25 protein-coding genes are annotated in these 24,876 nt (G+C 36.1%); 19 read left to right on the top strand and 6 right to left on the bottom strand.

Features of this window, described 5'->3' with window-relative positions; translation table 11 throughout:
• Window positions 1-32: 32 nt before the first annotated feature.
• The 3 genes from PBT91_RS16235 to panC are packed head-to-tail and all read right to left on the bottom strand — an operon-like array spanning window position 33 to window position 2,217.
• A complete protein-coding gene (locus PBT91_RS16235; protein WP_270059505.1) occupies window positions 33-953 on the bottom strand; it encodes a lysylphosphatidylglycerol synthase transmembrane domain-containing protein in 921 nt (306 codons plus the stop codon).
• Between the two features lie 56 nt (window positions 954-1,009).
• On the bottom strand, window positions 1,010-1,360 hold the full coding sequence (gene panD, locus PBT91_RS16230; protein ID WP_270059504.1) for an aspartate 1-decarboxylase: 351 nt from the start codon (window positions 1,358-1,360) through the stop codon (window positions 1,010-1,012).
• Between the two features lie 5 nt (window positions 1,361-1,365).
• Window positions 1,366-2,217, bottom strand: a complete 852-nt coding sequence (gene panC / locus PBT91_RS16225; RefSeq protein ID WP_270059503.1) for a pantoate--beta-alanine ligase — start codon at window positions 2,215-2,217, stop codon at window positions 1,366-1,368.
• A 110-nt stretch (window positions 2,218-2,327) separates the two neighbouring features.
• On the opposite strand from panC, the gene PBT91_RS16220 reads away from it, so the two are divergent.
• The 5 genes from PBT91_RS16220 (at window position 2,328) to PBT91_RS16200 (ending at window position 8,682) form a co-directional block, all read left to right on the top strand.
• Window positions 2,328-3,140, top strand: coding sequence for a glycogen/starch synthase (locus tag PBT91_RS16220; protein ID WP_270059502.1), 813 nt, complete (start codon window positions 2,328-2,330; stop codon window positions 3,138-3,140).
• Between the two features lie 14 nt (window positions 3,141-3,154).
• Window positions 3,155-4,735, top strand: coding sequence for a DUF4270 domain-containing protein (locus tag PBT91_RS16215; RefSeq protein WP_270059501.1), 1,581 nt, complete (start codon window positions 3,155-3,157; stop codon window positions 4,733-4,735).
• Between the two features lie 12 nt (window positions 4,736-4,747).
• A complete protein-coding gene (gene glmS, locus PBT91_RS16210; RefSeq protein WP_270059500.1) occupies window positions 4,748-6,595 on the top strand; it encodes a glutamine--fructose-6-phosphate transaminase (isomerizing) in 1,848 nt (615 codons plus the stop codon).
• 219 nt (window positions 6,596-6,814) lie between these two features.
• Window positions 6,815-8,326: a F0F1 ATP synthase subunit beta gene (gene atpD / locus PBT91_RS16205; protein ID WP_270059499.1), complete on the top strand. Its 1,512-nt coding sequence runs from the start codon at window positions 6,815-6,817 to the stop codon at window positions 8,324-8,326.
• 71 nt (window positions 8,327-8,397) lie between these two features.
• Window positions 8,398-8,682 carry a F0F1 ATP synthase subunit epsilon gene (locus PBT91_RS16200; RefSeq protein WP_270059498.1) on the top strand — a complete coding sequence of 95 codons (285 nt, stop codon included), beginning with the start codon at window positions 8,398-8,400 and terminating at the stop codon, window positions 8,680-8,682.
• A gap of 246 nt (window positions 8,683-8,928) precedes the next feature.
• Here PBT91_RS16200 and PBT91_RS16195 read toward each other — a convergent pair whose 3' ends face one another.
• The 3 genes from PBT91_RS16195 to PBT91_RS16185 are packed head-to-tail and all read right to left on the bottom strand — an operon-like array spanning window position 8,929 to window position 11,454.
• Window positions 8,929-10,701 carry a M61 family metallopeptidase gene (locus tag PBT91_RS16195; protein ID WP_270059497.1) on the bottom strand — a complete coding sequence of 591 codons (1,773 nt, stop codon included), beginning with the start codon at window positions 10,699-10,701 and terminating at the stop codon, window positions 8,929-8,931.
• Window positions 10,702-10,731: 30 nt separating this feature from the next.
• A complete protein-coding gene (locus PBT91_RS16190) occupies window positions 10,732-10,941 on the bottom strand; it encodes a helix-turn-helix domain-containing protein (RefSeq protein ID WP_270059496.1) in 210 nt (69 codons plus the stop codon).
• Window positions 10,942-10,944: 3 nt separating this feature from the next.
• Window positions 10,945-11,454, bottom strand: a complete 510-nt coding sequence (locus PBT91_RS16185; protein ID WP_270059495.1) for a DUF2975 domain-containing protein — start codon at window positions 11,452-11,454, stop codon at window positions 10,945-10,947.
• A gap of 236 nt (window positions 11,455-11,690) precedes the next feature.
• Here PBT91_RS16185 and PBT91_RS16180 point away from each other — a divergent pair, with 236 nt between their 5' ends.
• From PBT91_RS16180 to PBT91_RS16115, 14 genes are all read left to right on the top strand, one after another.
• Window positions 11,691-14,003 carry a putative monovalent cation/H+ antiporter subunit A gene (locus tag PBT91_RS16180; RefSeq protein ID WP_270059494.1) on the top strand — a complete coding sequence of 771 codons (2,313 nt, stop codon included), beginning with the start codon at window positions 11,691-11,693 and terminating at the stop codon, window positions 14,001-14,003.
• 10 nt (window positions 14,004-14,013) lie between these two features.
• Window positions 14,014-14,427: a Na+/H+ antiporter subunit B gene (locus PBT91_RS16175; RefSeq protein WP_270059493.1), complete on the top strand. Its 414-nt coding sequence runs from the start codon at window positions 14,014-14,016 to the stop codon at window positions 14,425-14,427.
• A gap of 2 nt (window positions 14,428-14,429) precedes the next feature.
• Window positions 14,430-14,783 (top strand): Na+/H+ antiporter subunit C, encoded by a 354-nt coding sequence (locus tag PBT91_RS16170; protein WP_270059492.1) that lies wholly within the window; start codon window positions 14,430-14,432, stop codon window positions 14,781-14,783.
• On the top strand, window positions 14,780-16,291 hold the full coding sequence (locus PBT91_RS16165; protein WP_270059491.1) for a proton-conducting transporter transmembrane domain-containing protein: 1,512 nt from the start codon (window positions 14,780-14,782) through the stop codon (window positions 16,289-16,291). The genes PBT91_RS16170 and PBT91_RS16165 overlap by 4 nt, the downstream gene beginning before the upstream one ends.
• Window positions 16,292-16,302: 11 nt before the next feature.
• The gene (locus PBT91_RS16160; protein ID WP_270059490.1) at window positions 16,303-16,779 is read left to right on the top strand and encodes a Na+/H+ antiporter subunit E; all 477 of its coding nucleotides are present in this window, start codon (window positions 16,303-16,305) and stop codon (window positions 16,777-16,779) included.
• Entirely contained in the window at window positions 16,779-17,054 is a 276-nt protein-coding gene (locus PBT91_RS16155) for a monovalent cation/H+ antiporter complex subunit F (RefSeq protein ID WP_270059489.1), read from the top strand. The genes PBT91_RS16160 and PBT91_RS16155 overlap by 1 nt, the downstream gene beginning before the upstream one ends.
• Entirely contained in the window at window positions 17,051-17,443 is a 393-nt protein-coding gene (gene mnhG, locus PBT91_RS16150) for a monovalent cation/H(+) antiporter subunit G (RefSeq protein WP_270059488.1), read from the top strand. The genes PBT91_RS16155 and mnhG overlap by 4 nt, the downstream gene beginning before the upstream one ends.
• A 111-nt stretch (window positions 17,444-17,554) precedes the next feature.
• Window positions 17,555-18,709: an aminotransferase class I/II-fold pyridoxal phosphate-dependent enzyme gene (locus tag PBT91_RS16145; RefSeq protein ID WP_270059487.1), complete on the top strand. Its 1,155-nt coding sequence runs from the start codon at window positions 17,555-17,557 to the stop codon at window positions 18,707-18,709.
• A gap of 6 nt (window positions 18,710-18,715) precedes the next feature.
• Window positions 18,716-19,336, top strand: a complete 621-nt coding sequence (bioD, locus tag PBT91_RS16140; RefSeq protein ID WP_270059486.1) for a dethiobiotin synthase — start codon at window positions 18,716-18,718, stop codon at window positions 19,334-19,336.
• A gap of 3 nt (window positions 19,337-19,339) precedes the next feature.
• Window positions 19,340-20,617 (top strand): adenosylmethionine--8-amino-7-oxononanoate transaminase, encoded by a 1,278-nt coding sequence (gene bioA / locus PBT91_RS16135; RefSeq protein ID WP_270059485.1) that lies wholly within the window; start codon window positions 19,340-19,342, stop codon window positions 20,615-20,617.
• A 130-nt stretch (window positions 20,618-20,747) separates the two neighbouring features.
• Window positions 20,748-21,905, top strand: coding sequence for a beta-ketoacyl synthase N-terminal-like domain-containing protein (locus PBT91_RS16130; protein WP_270059484.1), 1,158 nt, complete (start codon window positions 20,748-20,750; stop codon window positions 21,903-21,905).
• 80 nt (window positions 21,906-21,985) lie between these two features.
• Complete coding sequence (gene bioB, locus PBT91_RS16125; RefSeq protein ID WP_270059483.1) at window positions 21,986-23,083, top strand: biotin synthase BioB; 1,098 nt, start codon at window positions 21,986-21,988, stop codon at window positions 23,081-23,083.
• Window positions 23,084-23,091: 8 nt separating this feature from the next.
• Complete coding sequence (locus PBT91_RS16120; protein WP_270059482.1) at window positions 23,092-23,961, top strand: cupin-like domain-containing protein; 870 nt, start codon at window positions 23,092-23,094, stop codon at window positions 23,959-23,961.
• Window positions 23,961-24,830, top strand: coding sequence for a cupin-like domain-containing protein (locus PBT91_RS16115; protein WP_270059481.1), 870 nt, complete (start codon window positions 23,961-23,963; stop codon window positions 24,828-24,830). The genes PBT91_RS16120 and PBT91_RS16115 overlap by 1 nt, the downstream gene beginning before the upstream one ends.
• The last annotated feature ends 46 nt before the right edge of the window (window positions 24,831-24,876 follow it).

Below are 24,876 nucleotides of genomic sequence, written 5' to 3'. Positions count from 1 at the left end.
GGTGATCATTTAGCAGACTTCAATATAAATAATTATTTTCTTCTGTTAAGGATTGGTAGGAAAATAAATGAGAGTCCGCCAAGTACAAGGTTTAAGAGCGTTTGGGATGCCCAAACCACCCATCCAAAGGCTTCCCCGCCCTGTTTAGAGATACTAAAAAGTGTTAAGACTCCACCAATAGCAATGGGGTAAACTCCAATACCGCCATTGGTTACTGAGATTGCAAAAGATCCCACCACGAATGCGGCTAAAATTGCACCAAATCCCGCATCGCTAGTCTCTGGAATTGCAAAAGTGGCAACATAAAACATCATTACATACATGGTCCAGATAAAAAATGTATGAAAAATAAATGCCCATTTCTGACGCATTTTTAAAATACTGCGCATACCTTCTAGAATACCTTTTGCAAAATTTTTTATTTTTCTGAGAATAGAAAGCTTAGATTTTTTAATTATGATCAGGGTTATGGTTCCAAATAGTACGAGTAAGACAAAAATACCTATGGTGAAGATTGGATTAATATCATTTTCTGAAAAATAACTAAGAACGTGATCGGTTTGTAAAATAACTGCGAGCGAAATTATAGCCATTAGAATGATGAGATCTGCCAGACGTTCAGATATAATTGTCCCGAAGCCTTTTTCTATAGGAATCTCTTCGTATGTTTTTAGGGTTGCGGCTCTTAAAAATTCTCCTGATCTTGGGATACCTAGATTTGCAAGATATCCAGCCATAACCGCCATAAAGCTATTGCTGAATTTTGGTTTGTATCCTAAAGGTTCGAGCATAAATTTCCATCGATATGCTCTGGAAAGATGAGCTAAAGTTCCCAAAATTAAAGATAGAATTACCCAAAAAGGATCAGCTTTTTTGATATTTAGAATCAGCTCGGCACGCTCTGCCGGCGTGGCGCTGTTATAACTATACCAAATTAAAAAAATCCCCAGCATAAGGGGGATTATCGTTTTAAGTGTTTTTTTAAGCTTACTGTTCAAAAAAGTTATTTTTAGTTAAGCAGATTATTCTCTTCGTTAGGGAAAACAATAGCCGGCTTAAAAGCTTTAGCTTCTTCGAAATCCATTATAGCATAGCAGATTAAAATTAGCACATCACCTTTAGCCACCTTTCTAGCTGCAGCACCATTTAAGGTAATTTCTCCAGAATTTCTTGGTCCTGGGATAGCATAAGTTTCTAAACGCTCGCCATTGTTGTTATTTACAATTTGAACTTTTTCACCTTCAATAATATTTGCTGCATCCATTAGATCCTCGTCTATGGTGATACTGCCAATATAATTTAGATCGGCGCCGGTTACTTTTACACGATGAATTTTAGATTTAACTACGTGAACTTGCATGATTTTTAATTATTAAGAGCAAGATTGTCTATAAGTCTAATATCGCCTGCATAAGCAGCGATAAAAGCCCGGTAAGATATTCCCTCTCTTTTTTCTGTTATTTCTTTTAAAGTTTCAGCATCGGATATTTCAAAATATTCCAGTTCTAAAAATGGATAATTCTTAAACTGTTGCTCTACCCAATCATTAATGTAATTTGCACTTTCTGTGCCAAATAACGTTTGAGTTTCTTTTAATGTCGCATAGATAAAGGCAGCTTTTTCCCTTTGTAAGTCATTAAGTCGTTCGTTTCTGCTACTCCTTGCGAGGCCAGATTCTTCTCGAAGTATAGGACAGCCAATGATTTCTACGGGAATACGCTCTATCTCTGTAAGTTTTTTGATAATCTGTAATTGCTGATAATCCTTTTCACCAAAAAATGCTTTATCTGGTTCTGCGGTTTCAAATAAAAGTTTAACCACCGTTCCCACTCCGTCAAAATGTCCGTTTCTATGTTTTCCCTCCATCACACTATCTAATCCGTCAAAGTCAAAATGTTGCGAAATGACTTTATCACCGTACAATTCGTTTGCATTTGGAGTGAAAACAATGATATTTTCAGATATTTTTCTAATTAAATCGATGTCTTTATCGAGGTCTCTGGGATACTTTTCTAGGTCGCTGGGATTGTCGAACTGTGTAGGGTTAACAAATATGCTTACCACAACCTGATCGCAGGATTTAAAAGCTTCATTAACAAGGTATAAGTGGCCGTCGTGCAAAGCCCCCATTGTAGGGACTAAACCAATCGTTTTATTGGCCGACTTGATGTTTGCTAAGGTAGCCCTTAGCTGTTCCTTTTCTTTAAAAACCTGCATCGTAAATTAAAATTAACAGCGTGCAAACTTAATATATCTCTGGCAATCTGCATAAAATTTTGTAATTTTGCGTGTTTTTTGTTCGCAATCGCACTTTAAAGAAAAATTATATGAAAGATAAGAGGATATTGTACGTCTCGTCTGAAGTTATACCTTACTTACCTGAAACCGAAATATCATCCACATCTTTTGAAGCCGCAAAAATGGTGAATAACCTTGGAGGGCAAATTCGAATTTTTATGCCAAGGTTTGGTAATATAAATGAGCGCCGCCATCAACTTCATGAGGTTATAAGGCTTTCTGGGATGAATATGGTGATTAATGATTTGGACATGCCATTAATCATAAAAGTTGCTTCGATCCCAAAAGAGAGAATGCAGGTTTACTTTATAGATAACGAAGATTATTTTAAAAGAAAAGCAACACTTTCTGATGAGGATGGTAATCTTTTTGAAGACAATGACGAGCGCGCCATCTTTTTTGCCAAAGGTGTGATCGAAACTGTAAAGAAATTAAACTGGTCTCCAGATGTTATACACGTACATGGTTGGCTTGCGTATATGTTGCCGTTATATCTAAGAAATTACTATGGTAATGAGCCTCTTTTTAAAGATGCGAAAATAGTTACTTCAATTTACAATGAAAACTTTGAAGGAACGTTAGATGAAGAGATGAGAGAGAAAATCTTGTTTGACGGAATGGAAAAGAGAGATCTTAAGCACCTAAAGGAGCCAAGCTTTGTTAATTTAGCAAAAACAGCTGCAGATAACTCTGACGCTTTGATTGTGGGGAGTGATGATCTTCCTGAAGATTTACTGGATTATTTAAAGAAAATCAATAAACCTTTACTTCCATACAAAACAAGAGAAGAGTTCTCGCAAGCATATCAAGATTTTTACACTACAAAAGTATTAGCGGAATAGTAATTCTTATTTACATGAATTTATACAGAAGGATTTTAAAAATAGCAACAGTTCCTGTTGTTATTTTTCTTTTAGCATCTTGCGATGATGATTTTAGTAATGTTGGTGGAGAGGTTATCGGAAATCCATCTGGCGTAGAGGTGCGTGAATACGACATCAATGCCTATACTGTCGATTTAAAATCGATCGAGTCTAACCGGAATTTTGCGGTTGGCCAGACTCCTCAATATCCCAAACTCTTAGGAGTTTATAATCATCCCGTTTTTGGACAAAAATTAGCCAGTGTACTTTCACAAGTGAGTATCTCGCAAACTTCGCCTCAATTTCCCGATGGTGCAATTTTAGATAGTGTGGTACTTAATATGCCATATTACAGTAGGCAAACAAGAAATGCAGATGGGGATACAGAATATACACTAGATAGTATTTATGGTAGTGGCGCTTTTAAATTAAGTATCTATGAGTCTAATTACTTTTTAAGCGATTACGATCCTGAACAAAACTTTGAGAAAAGACAAAAATACTATTCAGATCAACAGGATGTATTTGAGCAATTCTTAAATAACGATCCTATTTATGTGAATGAGAGTTTTAGGCCTTCAGCAGATAAAATACGGATTATAAGACCCAATGGAGAAGGTGAAAATGACACCGTTTACAGTGCGCCTTCATTACGGGTTAAGTTAGATAAAGAATTTTTTCAGCAGAAAATATTTGATAAAGAAGGAAGTCAGGAATTATCAAGTCAAAGTAATTTTAAAGATTATTTTAGAGGACTTTTCCTTAAGGCGGAGCCTGTTGGGAATAGTGGAAGTATGATTCTTTTCAATTTTGCTTCAAGTTCTGGTGTGAAAATGTACTATTCTTACGAAGAAGAAACTACAGATGATGAAGATCAAACTGTAGATGTAAAAGTAATAGACAGTCTTGGATTAAACTTTACTGGTAATAGAGTAAATACCTTTAAAGGAGAGTACCCTCAGCAAGTTCAAGAGAATATTGCTAATGGATCTGAAAATCTTTATATTGACGGAGGTGAAGGAACTATTGGAGTTGTAGAGCTTTTTAATGAAGGAGAATTAGAAGATTTAAGATCTGAGAATTTTATTATCAATGAAGCAAACCTGGAGTTATATCTTAAAAGTGATGAAATGAACGGTGCTGAAGAACCATCGCGACTTTACCTTTATGATATCAATAATAATTCAGTTTTAGTCGATTATAATATAAATCAAAGTGACGTAAATACGAACAATCCTCTTAATTCTAGAACAATATTTTCATCGAAACCTGAAACAGATGAGGAAACGGGAGTTACAAAATATACACTAAGATTAACGCAACACATCTTTAATTTAATAGAAAACGATTCTACAAATGTAAGATTAGGAATTGCGGTAACTTCTAATATTAATCAGGCTGGTAATATAGCTGCAAAAGAAAGTACACCGGTATTAACTGGCGATAATAAATTAGACGTTGTTCCGGCTGCTTCAGCGATTACTCCAGAGGGAGCTGTATTTTATGGATCGGAAGCTGCAAACGAAGAAAGAAGACTAAAGTTAAAAATATACTATACAGATACAGACCAGTAAACCAAATCTTATATGTGCGGAATAGTTGGATATATTGGGCATAGAGATGCTTATAATGTTGTTATAGAAGGTTTAAAACGTTTAGAGTATCGTGGGTATGATAGTGCGGGTATTGCACTTTATGATGGAGAACAACTTAAGGTTTGTAAAACGAAGGGTAAAGTAGCAGATCTAGAGCAAAAAGTTCAGGAGTCTATTACATCGAATGGGTCTATTGCAATAGGTCATACCCGGTGGGCAACGCACGGTCAACCCAATGACATTAATTCACATCCGCATTTATCGAATTCTGGTAATCTTGCTATAATCCATAATGGAATTATCGAAAATTACGATTCTCTTCGTAAAGAATTAAAGAAACGTGGCTACACATTCAAGAGTGATACCGATACTGAAGTTTTGGTGAATCTTATTGAAGATGTTATTAAAAATGAAGGTGTTAAGCTAGGTAAAGCAGTTCAGATCGCTTTAAATCAAACAGTAGGAGCCTATGCTATTGCTGTTTTTGATAAAAGAAAACCAGATGAAATAGTAGTAGCGCGGTTAGGAAGTCCTTTGGCAATTGGAATAGGTGAAGATGAATATTTTATCGCTTCAGATGCTTCTCCTTTTATCGCGTACACCAATAACGCTATTTATCTGGAAGACGGTGAAATGGCGGTTGTTAGAGATGGTAAAGATGTTAAGGTCCGTAAAATTCATAATGATTCTGAAGTTGCTGCGTACGTTCATGAACTTCAACTTAATCTAGAGCAAATAGAAAAAGGTGGTTACGATCACTTTATGCTAAAGGAAATTTACGAGCAACCCAATGCAATAAGGGACACCTATAGAGGCAGATTGTTGGCCGATCAGGGAATTATTAAAATGGCTGGTGTAGATGATAATATAGACCGTATCTCGAAGGCTAAGCGTATTTTAATTGTAGGTTGTGGTACTTCATGGCATGCAGGATTGGTAGCTGAGTACATTTTTGAAGATATGGCTCGTATTCCAGTAGAAGTGGAGTATGCTTCAGAATTTAGATATAGAAATCCCGTTATTACCGAAGATGATGTTGTAATCGCTATTTCTCAAAGTGGAGAAACAGCAGATACCATGGCTGCTATAAAATTAGCGAAAGAAAAGGGCGCTTTTGTATTTGGTGTATGTAATGTGGTAGGATCATCAATCTCCAGAGAAACAATCGCAGGCGCTTATACTCATGCAGGTCCCGAAATTGGAGTAGCTTCAACAAAAGCATTTACAACTCAAATTACGGTTTTAACCCTAATGGCTTTAAAACTTGGTAAATATAAAGGGACAATTTCAGATTCAGATTTTAGATTGCATCTACAAGCGTTGGAAGCCATTCCGCAAAAAGTAGAAAAATTATTGCAAACTGATAAGGTGATCAAAGAAATCGCTGAAACCTATAAAAATACCCGAAACTGTATTTATTTAGGTAGAGGATATAATTTCCCTGTAGCGTTAGAAGGGGCCTTAAAACTTAAAGAGATTTCTTATATTCATGCTGAAGGTTATCCTGCGGCAGAGATGAAACATGGGCCAATCGCTTTAATTGATGAAGAAATGCCGGTTGTGGTAATCGCTGTTCGTAAAGGACATTACGAAAAAGTAGTAAGCAATATCCAAGAAATAAAATCCAGAAAAGGTAAGATTATAAGTGTGGTGACTGAAGGCGATACAGAGGTGAAGGAGCTTGCAGATCATGTGATTGAAATTCCTGAAACAATCGAATCTTTTACTCCGTTACTAACTACAATTCCGTTGCAATTACTTTCTTATCATATTGCAGTAATGTTAGGTAAAAATGTAGATCAACCCCGGAATCTTGCAAAATCGGTAACGGTAGAGTAAGGTAAGTACAGGATGATAATTTTTATTTACAAAGTAATTTTACGCGATAAAACGTAACTTTTTAGACTATAAAAAAAGTTATTTCTTTGGAAGTATGAAATTATAAAGAAAAAACTATCTTTGCAGCCAAATTTATGGCCTATTGTTATTTATAGAATTATAAATCAGTTAGGTAGGTTGTAGGTAGATTTAAATAAAAAAACATTAAAGAAATTAATAATGTCTAAAGTAACAGGTAAAGTTGCCCAGGTTATTGGCCCTGTAGTTGATGTTTCCTTCAGCTCAGAGAACGTAGAATTACCAAAGATTTACGATTCTTTGGAGATTAAAAGAGAAGATGGTTCTATTTTAGTTTTAGAGGTGCAAACACATATAGGTGAAAATACTGTTAGAGCTATTTCGATGGATTCTACCGATGGGCTAAGCCGTGGCGTAGAAGTTGTAGCTACCGGAGCTCCTATCCAGATGCCTATTGGTAAAGATATATACGGCCGTTTATTTAACGTAGTAGGAGATGCTATCGATGGTTTAGGAAATCTACCCAAAGCAGGTGAAGCAGGATTGCCAATTCACCGTGAAGCGCCAAAATTCGAAGACTTATCTGTTTCTACTGAAGTTTTATTTACTGGTATTAAAGTAATCGACCTTATCGAACCTTATGCAAAAGGTGGTAAGATTGGATTATTTGGTGGTGCCGGGGTAGGTAAAACCGTATTAATTCAGGAATTAATTAACAATATTGCAAAAGGTCATGGTGGTCTTTCTGTATTTGCCGGTGTAGGTGAACGTACTCGTGAAGGTAACGACCTTCTTAGAGAGATGCTTGAATCTGGTATTATCAAATACGGGGACGATTTTATGCACTCTATGGAAGATGGAGGATGGGATCTTAAGAAAGTAGATAAAGATGTAATGAGAGAATCTAAGGCTACTTTCGTATTTGGACAGATGAATGAGCCACCGGGAGCACGTGCTCGTGTTGCTTTATCTGGTCTTACTATTGCAGAATATTTCCGTGATGGCGCAGGAGAAGGACAAGGAAAAGATGTTCTTTTCTTCGTAGATAATATTTTCCGATTTACTCAGGCTGGTTCAGAGGTGTCTGCACTTCTTGGGCGTATGCCTTCAGCGGTAGGTTATCAGCCAACTCTAGCTACAGAGATGGGTGCGATGCAGGAAAGAATTACTTCAACTAAAAATGGTTCGATTACATCTGTACAGGCGGTTTACGTACCTGCAGATGACCTTACCGACCCTGCACCAGCAACAACTTTTGCTCACTTAGATGCAACAACAGTACTTTCTCGTAAGATTGCCGAGCTAGGTATTTATCCTGCGGTAGATCCTTTGGATTCTACTTCAAGAATCCTTACTCCAGACATCTTAGGTAACGATCATTATGATTGTGCTCAACGAGTAAAAGAACTTTTACAACGTTATAAAGAATTACAGGATATTATTGCGATTCTTGGTATGGAAGAACTTTCTGAAGAAGATAAACTTGCGGTATCGCGTGCAAGACGTGTTCAACGTTTCCTTTCTCAGCCATTCCACGTAGCAGAGCAGTTTACTGGTCTTAAAGGTGTGCTTGTAGATATTAAAGAAACGATCAAAGGATTTAATATGATCATGGATGGTGAGTTAGATCACCTTCCTGAAGCAGCTTTTAACCTTAAAGGGACTATCGAAGAAGCGATCGAGGCTGGAGAGAAAATGCTAGCTGAATCATAATAGTATAGAGCTATTAGCGGTTAGTGATTTAAAACTAACTACTAACTACTCAGTACTCAATACTAAAAACTATGTATTTAGAAATCGTAACTCCAGAAGCAGTTGTTTTTCAATCTGAAATTGAAGCTGTAAAGGTTCCAGGAATTGATGGTGAGTTTCAGATGCTTAATAATCACGCACCCATCGTTTCTACTTTAACAGAAGGTACGGTAAAGATCAATCTTACTGCTTCAAATACTGAAGTGACTTCTAAGTTATCTTCAGAATTTAAACAAGAAGGAAAAGAATTATTCTACCACATTAAAGGTGGAGTGCTGGAAATGAAAGATAATAAGGCAATCATTCTAGCCGACTAATATAATTCTGATAGTATATAAAAAAGCCTGTTGCAATTGCAACAGGCTTTTTGTTTTTGTTGAATATAGAGGTTCATCTAATCTATCCTGCCATAATCCTTTTTTAATTTTAGCGGTAGTTTGAATTCGGATCGCTGAAAAATGAGTTTGGTATTGAAATTATTGAATTTCAAATAAGATTTTCATTAGTTCTTGAAGTTAGTTATAACATCTGCTAAATGAAGACCATTGACTTTTATCTGAAAACTATTTCTTTGTAAGCCATTTTTCACGATTTTCGACTTCCTTTTTCTTGGCATCAGCGTTTATTTTTATTTCGTAAGAAGGATTTTTTCCAACAGTAACTTCTGCAGTCTTCTCTTCATCATAATTCTTGAATTTTATACTGATTTTTTCTCCAGGTTTTAATGTTGAAGTGATACTATTGAATTCTTCCTTATTTTTTATAACTGTATTATTTACTGAAATAATTTCAGCACCTTTATCCAAACCTCCTTTATAAGCTGATGTACCTATTTTAGGGTTGTTCGTCATAACCACCATACTATCTTTGTTTTCTACGGAAATTCCCAGATCAGCTTCCTCTGCTCTTCTTGAAATATTGATTCCCATTTTGTCCAAAAGCGGTTTGTATTCTGGCATTTTGCTATTGTAGATATATTTATTGAAAAAGCTTTTTCCAAAGCTTTCACCCGCGTATTCTTTTAGTAAATTTTCGATATCTTTTACTACGTAAGGCTTTTCTGGTTTTCCGTAAGTTTCCCAAACCAGTTTCATGAAATCATCTAGATTGAGATCTTGATCGCGTAATTCTAGATCTAAGGCTAATCCCAAAACACTTCCGTAGGAATAATAAGAAATAAACGTATTTTCACGATTTACAGGATCTAAAGAAGTTGCAGCATCCACAAAAGGCGCCTGGTAGCTCATTTCAATAGGATTAAAATATTGAAGTGCCGGAGATGTCCAAACATAGTTAAAGCTTCCGTTTAGACCGTTTATGTAATCTTCCGCAGAAATAATTCCTGCACGGCATAAAATCAAATTGGTGTAATAACTTGTAAAACCTTCAGCAAACCAAAGTGCACCACTCATATTCGCTTTTGTGAAATCGAAAGGTTCTAAAGATTTTGGCCGAATTCTTTCTACATTCCAGGCATGGAAAAACTCGTGAGAAACTGTGCCAATATTTCCCTTCATGCCTCCATTGGCTAAAGTTTCAGTATCTGTTAAAATAGTGCTGTTGCGATGTTCCATTCCGTCTCCCGAAACATTAGGCATGTAACAGGCTAAAAAAGTGTATTCGCCATAATCGAAATTGGGCAATTCGCCATAAACTTTCATTTCTTGTTCCACGATCTTTTTTACTTTCTGAAAATACTCTTCGAAAAGCTCATCGCTACTTGGATCGTGTAACACAAACCGAATGGTTTTTCCGTCCAGTTCAAATTTTTTAATTCTGAAATTGCTAATTTCAGTTGGACTATCCATAAAATACTGAAGATTGGGAGCAGTGTATGTATTCCTTTTAATATGCTTAAGCTGTGTGGCTACTTTCCAATTTGGTTGACTTTCAGTATTGTAATCGATCTCTATAGCTCTATCCTGCAAGCTTTCAGCAAACATAAAAGTCGCCGGCATGTTTAAGTGTGCATGCGTGGGATCAATTTGCGAGTAAGTGCCGTCACCACGGTTGGCGAAAAGAGTGTATTCTATATTTACGATTCCGCTATGACCGGTAACAGCCCACGAGTATGGATCTGGACGAAAGACTTCCAGTTGTTTTCCTTTGCTATCAGTAGCTTTAAATTCATAAACGTTTTTTGCAAATTCATGGATAGCATAGCGTCCGGGAGAAGATCTGCTCATTCTTACGGTGAATGTGTCGGTTTTTATTTCTGGGAATTCAATGTGGATCTTAGCTTCGTGATGCAAGGCATTTTCAAAAGAGATGCTGTACCTATTTTGCTGAGCAAAACTAATCGTGCAGACAAAAAGTAAAAGTAGGGGTAAACGCATAAACTAAATTTTAGTGCTAAAGTTAAGTAATTAATTTTCTTCCTGGTATTCAAGAATATCCCCAGGTTGGCAGTTTAGTATTTCGCAAATCGCTTCTAATGTTGAGAATCTTACTGCTTTGGCTTTTCCGGTTTTCAGAATAGAAAGGTTTGCCGTAGTAATCCCTATTTTATCGGCAAGTTCATTACTCTTCATTCCTTCGCGTTCCAAAACTTTATCTAGATTAATGATTATCGCCATCGTTTAGATCGTAAGTTCGTTTTCTTTCTGAGTTTCTCTGGCGTTTTTAAAGACCTTGCTTAAAAACACAAATAATAGTCCCACTGCAATGATGAATAGTAAATTATTGAAGCCAATATCTAATGAAACTCTAAATTCTTCTGGATCTATAAGAATATTAGCTACAATATTGCTGATAATTTTAGCCAGTGAAGTATAAATTATAAAAAGGCCTACTTTTTTAAAAAGATGAATTTGATCTGCTGAGTATAATTTGTTCTCGAAAAAACTATCTATAAGTTTCTTTATAAGGTAGATAATGTAAACCTCTAAGGCAATCAGAAAATATCTGAAAATACATAGTGTTATAATGGGAAGAGTGAAATCAGTAATCATTCTTTTGTTGACTTCTAAAGCAATTTCATTATCAGAGTAAAACTGAAAAAATAGTTGTAGGGGTGTGACTAAAACGATTATGAGCATTGCTGCATAGCAGAATTCTAATAGATGCTTTAGGATTTTTGGTGGTTTCATAAAATATTTATTATCGATTAACGATAACAATATTAATTAAAATTATTGTTTTTCGATAATTTCTTTATAAAAATTAATTTATTTAATTATGAAGACGCTTTCTAAATTGCTATTTTTCATATTCAAACATTAAGTTATTGCAAAGTCTGCGTATATCTGTATATTTAACGTTTAATATTCGCATAAAACTTAAATAATAACTATTATATTTGCGAGAAACGGATTATTAATCAACTATGCTATTAGCAATATTTCTAGGATTTTTATTTGCTTTACTTTTAGTTTTTGCAGGAAAGTTTTTTAAAGGAAAGTTTGCTGTTTTATCTTCTTTAATACCCCTTGGACTTTTTGTCTATTTTCTTCAGTTTATTCCTGAAGTTATGCATGGGGATGTTGTAAAGGAAAGTTATAACTGGGTACCTTCATTTGGTGTAAACCTCGGTTTTACTTTAGACGGTCTATCACTTTTATTCTGCTTAATGATAACTGGGATTGGAACCCTGGTTTTCGCCTATACATCAGCTTATTTACATCATCATAAATATCTTGACAGGTTTTACGCCTATTTGAGTGTGTTTATGGCTGCGATGTTAGGTTTAGTTTTATCTGATAACGTAATAAGCCTTTTTACCTTTTGGGAACTTACCAGTATAAGCTCTTTCTTTTTAATAGGTTTTAATAACACGCAAGAGGCTTCAAGAAAGTCTGCATTAACCGCGCTTGGTATAACAGGTTTAGGAGGAATGTTTTTGCTTGCTGGCGTTATCGTTTTAGGTAACATAACAGGAACCTATAGCATTGCAGAAATGCTCAATATGGCACCTGAACTTATTAAGGGACATGAGTATTATTCGATAGCAGTGATTCTTTTATTTGGAGCAGCTTTTACAAAATCTGCACAGTTTCCTTTTCATTTTTGGCTGCCTGGTGCGATGAAAGCACCAACACCGGTTTCTACCTATTTGCACTCGGCAACGATGGTAAAAGCAGGTATCTACTTAGTAATGCGTTTTACACCTGTTCTTGGTGGTGAAGAAATTTGGAATACAACATTAATAATTGTCGGAGGGGTGACGATGCTTTACTCTGCAATTCATTCTTTATTTAGGACCGATCTTAAAGGAGTTCTAGCATATTCAACAATATCGGCTTTAGGAATTTTAATGTTCTTAATCGGCATGGGAACTACTGAATCTTTTACTGCCGCAGCGGTTTTTATTATAGTCCATGCTTTGTATAAAGCTACGCTTTTCTTAACTACTGGAATTATAGATCATCAAACAGGAACTCGTGATGTAACTGTGCTTTCTGGTTTGCGTAAAGTTTTAATGCCTGTTGGTATTGCTGCAATTATTGCTGCAATCTCTAGTGCAGGTATTCCCCCCACGATTGGATTTTTAGGGAAAGAACTTACTTACGAGGCAACTATGCATGCACCGATAATAGCAACTTTATTGATTGTGGGGATCGTTATTACAAAAATGTTGTTGCTTTGGGCAGGTTTTGTAGCCGGTATAAAACCGTTTCAGGGGAGTTTGCCCGATAGTCTAAAGGATACCAAAATGCCGGGACCATTAATGTGGGTTCCACCAATAATTTTGGCAGTGCTAAGTTTAGTGTTTGGAGTGATGCCTTTTATTATTGAAGGCTCTTTGATAAAGCCAGTCGTCTCTGCTTTAGGAGGTGAAACTGGTGAAATCCATCTTGCCTTATGGCATGGATTTAATACGGTGTTTGTCTTAAGTTTAGTGACCATTACTGTGGGGACAATTTTATACTTTGTAATTAAGCCTTCCAAAAAACTTGAAATGATGATTGGAAAATTAGAAGTGGCCAGTCCTAAAAGTCTTATGGAAAAATTTAATATTGGATTTACGCAGGTTTCTTCATTTTGGACTCGTGTTTTTCAGAATGGTTATTTGAGGAATTATGTGTTTATTATTATTTTCTTCCTGGTAGGAATGGTTGGCTATACTATGGTAGGAAGTACCAAGTTTAATTTAGATCCTGCAATTTTATCTAATATTAGTTTTTACGAGCTAGTGGTAAGTATTATAATGTGTATTGCTATATTATTCACGGTATTTACCAGTAGTAGATTATCTGCCGTTGTCGCAATGGGAGTAGTGGGTTTAACAATATGCCTTGTTTTTGTATTTTATAGTGCACCAGATTTAGCAATGACGCAGTTTTCCATAGATACTTTAACGGTGATTCTGTTTGTATTGGTGTTATATCGTTTACCAAGATACCTCAAGATTCAGGATCATAAAATGCGTATTCGAGATGGAATATTATCCTTGCTTTTTGGAGGTATGATAGCCGTTTTAGCACTCGAGGTTTTATCTGAACCAGTAAATACTGAAATTGGTGATTTTTACGCCAAAAATTCGTATATAATGGCTCACGGTAAAAATGTGGTAAACGTTATTTTGGTTGATTTTAGAGGAGCAGATACTATGATAGAAATTTCAGTACTTACTATTGCCGCTATTGGGGTATTTGGATTATTGAAATTAAGATTAAAAAGAACAGATAGAGTTCAGTAATTAAAAGATTATGAAAACCATCATATTAAGAACAGCATCTAATTACCTTTTGCCGGTTTTGTTGATGTTCTCAATTTTTATCCTTTTGCGAGGACACTACCTGCCGGGTGGTGGATTTGTAGGCGGTCTTGTAGCAGCTATTGCTTTTGTCTTACATTCTTTCGCTAATGGACTAAAAAATACAAAAGCTTTACTCAAATTCCATCCGGGATTTTTAATGCCCGCAGGTCTTGCACTATCTTTTTTTAGTGGACTTTCTCCAATGTTGTTTGCAGGAGACCCATTTATGACCGGGCTATGGTATCATGGGCATGTTCCTGTTTTAGGAAGTGTAGGTTCGGCATTGTTTTTTGATATAGGAGTTTATCTTGTAGTTGTAGGGGTAACATTAACCATAATCTTTACAATTTCTGAAGCACCTTAATTATGGAGATATTATTAGCTATTTTAATAGGTTTGCTTTATGCGGCGGGGATTTATATGATCCTACGTCGTAGTTTGGTGAAACTAATTATTGGAATCATTCTGTTAGGGAATGGAGCTAATCTTTTGATTTTTCTTTTAGGCAGAATAACAAAAGGTTTGCCTCCTATAATACCAGAAAATTCTGAAGTTTTTACAGAAGCTTATGCAGACCCCGTTCCGCAGGCACTTATATTAACTGCTATTGTAATTAGTTTTGGATTGCAATCTTTTGCCATCATTCTTGTGAAAAGAGCTCATAAGGTGGTAAGAACAGACGATCTGGACGAAATGAACGCAACCGACGAAGATTCATGATGCAACAATTAATCATATACCCTTTATTATTTCAATTATTCCTAAGCATAGTTTTAATGTTTTTCTGGAATAAGATTAATGCGCAAAAAATTATAAGCATTGGTGGTAGTATTATCGCTGTGGCGCTTTCAGCTTATGTATTCTATTTTGTTTGGGAAAATGGTACTCAAAAGGTAAATGCTGGAGATTGGGATGCGCCCTACGGGATTGTCTTTGTTGCAGATACTCTCGCCGTTACTTTAGTACTTTTAACAGCATTGTCTGGTTTAGCAGTATCGGTTTTTTCGGCCGGTTCTGTAATTAAAGATCGCCTACGATTTGGTTATTATCCTATATTTCATTTTCTGCTATTAGGTTTGACCGGCGCATTTTTAACCGGTGATTTATTTAACCTTTACGTTTGGTTTGAGATTATAATTATAAGCTCCTTTGTATTAATTACAATTGGTGGTGAAAAAGCACAGTTAGAAGGTGCTGTAAAATATTTTACTTTAAACATACTAGCGTCTACCATTTTCTTAACTGCTATTGCGGTACTATATGGTTTAACCGGTTCGTTGAATATGGCAGATCTTGCAGGTAAAGTTGCTGCTGTAGAAAATCGCGGACTCGTAGTAGTTGCCGCTATTTTATTCCTTATAGGTTTTGGTACAAAAGCATCTATTTTTCCACTGTATTTTTGGTTACCGGCTTCTTATCATACGCCACCCGCAGCTGTTTCAGCAATATTTGGTGGGCTGCTAACTAAAGTTGGTGTCTATGCTTTGATAAGAGTGTTTACATTAATTTTTGTAGGCGATGTGTTCTTAGGGGAAATCTTAATGGTACTGGCTATTCTTACTATTTTTAGTGGAGGTGTTGGTGCGTTGGTTCAGAATAACGTTCGTAAAGTTTTTTCATATTTAATTATTTGCCATATTGGTTATATGATAGCTGGTTTGGGAATGTTTACTGAAGTGGCTATTACCGGAGTTATTTTTTATCTGATTCATGATATCATGGTAAAAACAAATCTGTTTATGGTGAGCGGAATAATTTTCAAAATAAAATCTTCAAACAGCATGAGAGCATTAGGAGGTTTCTATGCGAATTATCCAAAGCTCAGTTTGTTGATTTTTATTCCTTTATTTTCATTGGTAGGAATTCCGCCATTGTCAGGATTTTGGCCTAAAATTTCATTGATAGGTGAAGGATTTAAAACCGAGAGTTATTGGACGGTAGCAGCAATTATTTTTGCCAGCTTTATTACCTTAGTGATAATCGCTAAATTATGGGCAGAAGTTTTTTGGAAAGATGCTAAAGAAATTCCTGAAAAGCCTAAGTTCGAATATTTCAGTGATCTAAATAAAACAAAGAAAACGCAGTTTATTGTACCAATCATTTTCTTAAGTTTAATATCACTTTATATTGGTTTTGGAGCAGAGCATATTCAATTGTTATCTGCTAGAATAGCAAATGAACTTATGAATAGTCAGCAATATATCGATACAGTTTTAAACAATAGTTAAGGAAGGAAACAATGAAAAACAGGTTTGTATCTAATATTCTTCTAACATTTGTGTGGGTGGTGCTCACAGGAGACTTTCATGTTTCTAACTATTTGTTCGGCTTTATATTAAGCTATGTGATATTAATGGTGATTACCAGAGGTTCAAAAAAAGCCAAATATTTTACCATTGTTCCTAGACTTATTTATATCATACTATTCTTTTTCTGGGAATTGATAAAAGCAAATTTAGAAGTTGCTTGGGAAGTAATGACACCTAAATTAAACATGACTCCCGGTATCGTAAAAGTTCCACTAACGGTACAAAGCGATGCAGGAATAACCTTATTAGCGAATATGATAACTTTGACTCCGGGTACGCTTAGTCTGGATGTTTCAAATGATAAGAAGGTGCTTTATGTACACGCGATGTACATAAAAGATAAAGATAAATTCATTGCCGGCATAAAAAACGGTTTTGAAAAACGAATTTTAGAGATTTTAAAATAATGACTTTAGTTGAATATTGTAGAATAATAATCCTGCCTGTCTTGGCTTTTTCTGTGATACTTATCTTGGTGAGATTTTTTAAGGGTCCAAGTATTGCAGATAGAATCGTTGCTTTAGATCTTTTGATAACCACAGGGATAGGTATAATCGGGATCTATACGATAACATCGGGTAGCTCGACACTGTTAGATACAGGGATGATTCTGGCGCTTATCGCATTTTTAAGTACCGTAGCTTTAAGTTATTATTTAGAACGAAGAAGTAAGAAGAAATGAATATTTTAATAGGAATAATTATCACCTTAGGAACATTATTCGTTCTGCTCGCAGCAGTAGGACTTATAAGAATGCCAGATACCTATTTACGAATATCAGTAAATACTAAAGCTGCTACATTAGGAATTGGGCTTTTGCTGGTTGGTGTAGCCTTATACTTTTACGACCTCAGTACTACCTCCAGAGCATTTATAATCATATTATTCTTGTTCTTAACAGCGCCCGTAGGTGCACATCTAATAGGTAGAGCGTCATATTTTATTGGGAATAAACTTTGGGATAAATCCAAAATGGATGATTTGCAGGGGAAATATCAGCGAAATTCTCATGTATTAAAAAGTGAGATCGACGATACACCAGAGGATAATGTAGATCACACCAAAATGTAATTTTTTTATTTATAGTGCGCTACTTTTCAATTATAGGTAAGCTTTCTTTTTAAAACTCAATTTTCGTCAATCTGTAAGGGCATATTCAGGTAATCTTGTAATTTTGCCTGCATGAATAGATTCCCTTCCAAGCTTAAAAAAAGCCTAGATGCAAGATTGCAGGATAATTCGCTTAGAGAATTAAAAACTGCTGCAGGAGGTGTCGATTTTTACTCTAATGATTATCTGGGATTCGCCAATGCCGAATCTATTTTTGCTGAAGCCCAAAAGCTTTGCGAAAAGTATAACCTGAAGCAAAATGGCGCGACCGGCAGCCGACTCATTTCCGGGAATCACAAATTATACGAAATCACTGAAAATTTTTTAGCCGAATTTCATCAAGCTGAAGCAGCACTTATTTTTAATTCTGGGTATGATGCCAACCTTGGTTTTTTTTCTTCAGTGCCACAAAAAGCTGATTTTATTTTTTATGACGAGCTAATTCATGCCAGTATTCGTGATGGTATTTTGTTGAATCATGCTAAGGCGTACAAATTTCAGCATAACAATATTGAAGATTTACAGCGTAAAATTTCACGATTAAATCTTTCAGAAAATTCAGCTGTTTATATCGTAACCGAAGCTATATTTTCTATGGATGGCGATAAGGCTCCTCTGTCAGAATTAGCCAAATTTTGCGAAAAGAATAATCATTTTCTAATAGTAGATGAGGCTCATAGTACCGGAGTTTTAGGAATAAGTGGAATGGGATTGGTGTGTGAACTTCAGCTTCAGGAAAAAGTTTTTGCGCGCATTCATACCTTCGGAAAAGCAATAGGTTGCCACGGCGCAGTTGTTTTGGGTAGCCAAAAACTAAAGTCGTATTTAGTGAATTTCGCGCGGAGTTTTATTTACACGACGGGACTTCCACCACACGCTATTGCAACTATTTATTCAGTTTTTCAGCGATTAAAAATGAAAGAAACTGAAATAGAATTGCTAAAAGCAAATATTCAGTTTTTTAAAAAGCAGTTAAGAATCGCAAAAATCGACACTTATTTCGTTGAAAGTGAATCAGCTATTCAATGTGCAATAATTCCAGGGAACGAGAATGTAAAGAAAATAGCATCAATTTTTCAGCAAAATCAATATCTGGTAAAACCCATTCTTTCGCCAACCGTTCCAAAAGGTAGTGAGCGACTTCGTTTTTGTCTGCATAGTTTTAATTCCGAAGAAGAAATAAAAAAGCTTGTGAATATATTAAAAACATCCCTGACACAAATTTAATTTAAAATGAAGCAATCTTATTTTATCACCGGTATAGATACTGAAGTTGGTAAAACCATGATATCGGCAATTGTGACCGAAGCTTTGGAAGCCGATTACTGGAAGCCTATCCAGGCGGGCGATCTGGATAACTCAGATACGCATAAAGTGGAGCGTTTAATTAGTAATAAAAAGACCAAATTCCATAAAAACGCATTTGCATTAAAGACGCCTATGAGTCCGCATGCCGCTGCTGAAATTGATGGAATAGCAGTTTCTTCAAAAACTATAATTCGGCCAGAAACCGATAATGATCTGGTTGTAGAAGGCGCTGGCGGTTTGCTGGTTCCTATAAGTGATTCTGAAACTATTGCCGATTTGATTCAGCCAGAAGATAAAGTGATTCTGGTTTCCCGTCATTACCTGGGAAGCATTAATCATACCTTATTAAGTATCGAAGCTTTGCGTAGTCGCGGTTTAGATTGCTTCGGAATTATTTATAGCGGAAATGAAACTAAAACCACTGAAGATATTATCCAAAAAATGAGCGGTGTTCCGGTGATTGGAAGGGTAGAAGAAGAGGAAGAATTTACTGCAGAAGTGATTAATAAATACGCAGATAAATTTCGTGAGAATCTGAAAAAGTAAAGAATGCAAGAGAATTTAAGTTTAGCTGAAAGAGATAAAAAACACTTATGGCACCCGCTTACACAGCATAAGATTGCTGGTGATGCTCTAGGGGTTACAAGAGCGAAAGGCGTTAAGCTTTACGACGAAAACGGCAAAGAATATATCGACGGAATTTCATCATGGTATACCTGCGTTTACGGCCATTGTAATGAATTTATTACAGCCCGTGTAGCTGCACAAATGAAGAGTTTAGATCAGGTGGTGTTTAGCGGATTTACACATAAACCAGCTGTCGAACTTTCTGAAGCTTTAATGAAAATTTTACCGAAAGGGCAGCAAAAAATGTTCTTTAACGATAATGGTTCTACAGCGACTGAGATTGGGATAAAAATGGCTTTGCAGTATCATCATAATCTTGGGAACGATCGCAAAGTGATGCTAGCTTTTGAGGAAGGTTTTCATGGCGACACTTTTGGAGCGATGTCGGTTTCAGGATTGTCGGTTTATAATGGCGCTTTCGAGGATCATTTTATTGCCGTTAAGCGAATTCCGGTTCCAAATGGAAATAACAATCAGGAAGTTTTAGAGCTGTTAAACCAAGTGATTCAAGAAAATAATATCGCAGGCTTTATTTACGAACCTTTAGTTCAGGGAGCAGCAGCCATGAAAATGCACGATGCCAATGGGTTAAATGAAATCCTGAAAGTGTGTAAAGAAAATGATATCGTTTGTGTTGCAGACGAGGTGATGACGGGCTTCGGGAAAACCGGGAAGTATTTTGCTTCAGATTATATAGAAACTAAACCCGATGTTGTTTGTATGTCCAAGGCCTTAACGGCCGGCTTATTGCCAATGGGCTTAACCAGTTGTTCGCAAAAGATCTACGATGCTTTTTATTCTGATGAGATTGCAAAAGGACTTTTTCATGGGCATACATATAGTGCAAATCCATTAGCTTGTACCGCGGCCTTAGCCGGTGTAGAATTACTGACTTCAGAAGAGATGCAAAGCAATATTAAGCGAATTGAAAATTTACATCAGGCTTTTGCAGATAAAATTAAAGATCATCCAAAAGTGACCAATATTAGACATTTGGGGATCATTTTTGCTTTCGATCTGAATATAAAAATGGAGCGCTACGGAAATATTCGAAATCAGCTTTTTAATTATTTTATGGAAAACGGCGTTTATCTTCGTCCTCTAGGAAACACCATTTATATTACGGCCCCTTTTATTACTTCAGACGAAGAAATGCAGAAGATTTACGATACGATTGAAGGGGTTTTTGAAAGATTTTAAGTTAGAAGCTGGAGCTTACATCGCTTTGCTGTTAGAATATAGGTTAGAGAAACAAGAATCAGGAATCAAGAAATATGTAACATGCTAAAATTTTTCTTCCTTAACATAAAAAAAGCAAATCCCTACAATTATGAAAAATCCAATTTATATCACTTCCATGGCTTCTGTTTCTCCTTTGGGAGAAGACCAAGAAGAAATTTGGGAGGCTTATAAAAGCAATCATCATTTTATACAAAAGCACAATTTTGAAGAAGAGGAAGCTTTTGCTGCTTTTTTGCCAGAAAAATTACGTGCAGAAATAGATAATCTAAGAACTGAATCTGCAAATTATCGTAAGCTAGATCTTTCAGTATTATTTGCAATTTATACTTCGCGGCTAGCGATAAAAAGAGCCGGTTGGCAAAATGAAAAAAATATTGGAATCAATATTGGGAGTTCTCGTGGTGCGACTGGATTGTTTGAAAAATTTCATGCTGAATTTATCGAAAATCGGCAGGCGTCTACTCAGGCTTCCCCATCAACCACTTTGGGGAATATTTCATCCTGGGTTGGCCAGGATTTAGAAAATAACGGAATTCATTTTTCGCACAGTGTCACTTGTTCTACCGGTTTACATTCGGTTTTAAATGCGGTTGCTTGGCTTCAATCTGGTTTAGCTAATAAATTTATCGCCGGAGCGAGCGAAGCAGCACTTACCCCTTTTACAATTGCCCAGATGAAAGCGATTAAAACTTATGCTTCAGAAGATCTAGAATATCCTTGCCAGGCATTGAATCTTGATAAAACCCGAAATTCGATGGTTTTAGGCGAAGGTGCCGGGTTGTTGTGTTTAGAAACTTCAGCTTCAGAAAAAGCACTGGCTAAAATTACCGGAATCGGTTATTCCGCAGAAAAATTAAAACATAGTGTATCAATTTCTGAAGACGGGAAATGTATGCAAAATTCGATGAAAATGGCCATTGGAGATCTGGATCCTGCTGAAATTGACGTGGTTGTGATGCACGCACCGGGGACAATAAAAGGCGATCTTGGTGAAGTAAACGCGATAAAAGCTGTTTTTGGTGAAAATTTACCGGCAATGACTTCCAATAAGTGGAAAATTGGGCATACGTTTGCAACATCGGGAATCCTGAACCTGGAATTGGCAATGTTAATGCTAAAACATCAGGAGTTTATTTCGGTTCCTTTTTCCGATATTAGTAAAAAACCTGCACGATTACAGAATATTCTGGTAAACGCAGTTGGTTTTGGCGGTAATGCCGTTTCTATTTTAATTAATAATATTTAATATTTTTTAGCTCTAATGAGCGAAAAATCCTCGCTGTTCTTTTAGCGAAGTTTTGATTATTTTTGAATAAATCTATTTTCATGGCGACAAGACATAACTGGACCAAAGAAGAAATTTTAGAGATTTACAATAAACCATTGATGGAACTGCTTTACGAAGCAGCTACGGTTCATAGAAAACATCATGATCCTAATACTGTACAGGTTTCTACTTTGCTTTCTATAAAAACAGGCGGATGCCCAGAAGATTGTGGCTATTGCCCACAGGCAGCTCGTTACCATACCGATATTGAAGGTAATGATCTTATGAGTGTAAATCATGTAAAAGCGCAGGCATTACGTGCAAAATCTGCCGGTAGTTCACGTGTTTGTATGGGAGCAGCCTGGAGGAATGTAAAAGACGGTCCAGAGTTTGATAATGTTTTAGAAATGGTGCGTACCATTAACAAACTTGATATGGAAGTTTGCTGTACGTTAGGTATGCTTACTGAAAACCAGGCGCAGCGTTTAGCTGAAGCAGGGTTGTACGCCTACAATCATAATTTAGATACCTCTGAAGAATATTATAAAGAAGTAATTTCTACTCGTGGTTTCGATGATCGTTTAGAGACTATCGACAATGTTAGAAAAACCAATGTTACGGTTTGTAGCGGCGGAATTATTGGAATGGGAGAAAAAGAGGAAGATCGTGCCGGGATGTTAGTGGCACTTTCAACTTTAAATCCGCAGCCAGAATCTGTGCCTATTAATGCTTTAGTGCCTGTAGAAGGAACGCCAATGGAAGAGCAGGCGCCGGTTTCTATTTGGGAAATGGTAAGAATGGTTGCTACAACCAGAATTGTAATGCCAGAAACTCAGGTAAGATTATCTGCCGGGCGTACACAAATGAGTAGAGAAGGGCAGGCGATGTGTTTCTTTGCTGGTGCAAATTCAATTTTTGCAGGTGACAAGTTGTTAACCACGCCAAATCCAGATGTTAGTGAGGACATGCAAATGTTTAAGGCTTTAGGTTTAAATCCGCAAAAACCATTCACTAAAAAATCGAAACCAGAAACGGTAGAGGCAGCAGCATCTAAATATAATTCGCTGAATGAAAAGCCAAAATGGTCCAGACCAGGGCATACTATAGAGCGAAACAAAGTAACAGAAGAAAAACAAAAAGCTAAGGCCAAAGCTTAAATAGAGTTATGCAGTTGGATCTTCAGAAAGTACCACGAGTAAAAGGAATTTCAAAAGAGGAATTTCAGCAGGAATATTTTATTCCGCAACGACCGGTAATTTTTGAAGATCTGGCTAAAAACTGGCCAGCATATCAAAACTGGAATTTCGATTACTTTAGGCAGAAAGCCGGTGATGTTGTAGTGCCACTTTACGATAGCACTCCGGCAAAAGGTAGGCAAAACTCGCATGGCGCTGCCATGAAACTGTCCATTAAAGAGTATTTTGATATTCTTGAAAAAGGACCTTCAGATTTAAGAATGTTTTTTTTTAATCTTTTGCAAAATTCACCTGAACTTTTAAATGATATCGAATATCCAGATCTTGGAGTGAAGTTCTTTAAAAAATTACCTGTTCTATTTGTGGGCGGGGAAGGCTCTAGCGTTGTGATGCATTACGATATGGATCTTGCGAATAACTTTCATTTTAATTTTTCTGGTAAGAAACGCGTATTGTTGTATCCGCCAGATCAAACACGGTATCTGTATAAAGTTCCACACTCTATTGTAAGTATGGAAATTATTAATATGGATAATCCAGATTTTAAAACCTATCCTGCACTTGCTAAAGCAAAGGGTTTTGAAGCTAATCTGGGACATGGTGAAGGTTTATTTATGCCAAGCAAATGGTGGCATTTTATAAAATATGAAACAGCAAGTTTGTCGATTACCTTAAGATCTTTTCCTAGATCGCCCGGTAAAGTTTTAGAGGTGCTAAATAATCTTTTATTTATGCGGAATTACGATAATCTAATGCGTAAAATAAAAGGGCAGGATTGGATTGATTATAAAAATCAAAGAGCAATAAAGAATACTCATAAAAAAGCTAATATCGAATAATGAAGAATGGAGGTTTGCAGTTGGCAGAAATTCCAAGAGTAAAAAGGATTTCTAAAGAGGATTTTGTAAAGCAATATGTGAAGCCACAAAAGCCAGTTGTAATAGAGAATTTGATTGAAGATTGGCCGGCTTTCGAAAAATGGAGTTTGGATTATATTAAAGATGTTGCGGGAGAAAAGGTCGTTCCTTTGTACGATGATCGCCCAATAACTTCAGAGTTTAAATTCAACGAGCCGCATGCCGAAATGAAAATGTCAGATTATATCGATCTTCTAAAATCTGAACCTACAGATTACAGGATTTTTCTTTATCACTTAATGAAGGAGGTGCCAGCGCTGCAAAAAGATTTTAAATTTCCGAACATCGGTTTGCGAATGATAAAGCAATTACCCATGCTTTTTTTTGGAGGTGAGAATTCTAAAGTGTTTATGCATTATGATATTGATTTTGCAAATATCCTTCATTTCCAATTTCATGGTAAAAAACAATGTATTCTTTATCCACCTTCAGAAAGTAAATATCTTTACAAAGTTCCGCATGCTTTAATTTCAAGAGAAGATATCGATTTTACCAATCCAGATTTTAATAATTTTCCTGCTCTGAAAAAAGCAAAAGGCTATGTTACGGAGCTTAATCATGGCGAAGCACTTTATATGCCTGAAGGCTACTGGCACCAGATGACTTATCTTACCGCTGGTTTTTCGATGAGTTTAAGAGCTACACCGCGTACCGTTACCAATTTTTCTAAAGCTATTTATAATCTGGTCGTGATGCGCAATTTTGATAATCTTATGCGTAAGTTAAGAGGTCAAAAATGGATTGATTACAAAAATCGAGTAGCAGTTAAGAAGACTAATAAGTATGCTTAATTAATTAGTTATTGGAATAATTATTGGCATAAGTTTAGCCCTGTAG

Source organism: Zunongwangia sp. HGR-M22 (assembly GCF_027594425.1).
In the GTDB taxonomy this organism is placed as follows: Bacteria; Bacteroidota; Bacteroidia; order Flavobacteriales; family Flavobacteriaceae; genus Zunongwangia.
Note: the sequence above shows the minus strand (reverse complement) of the source record. Positions and strands in the feature narration are given on the sequence as shown.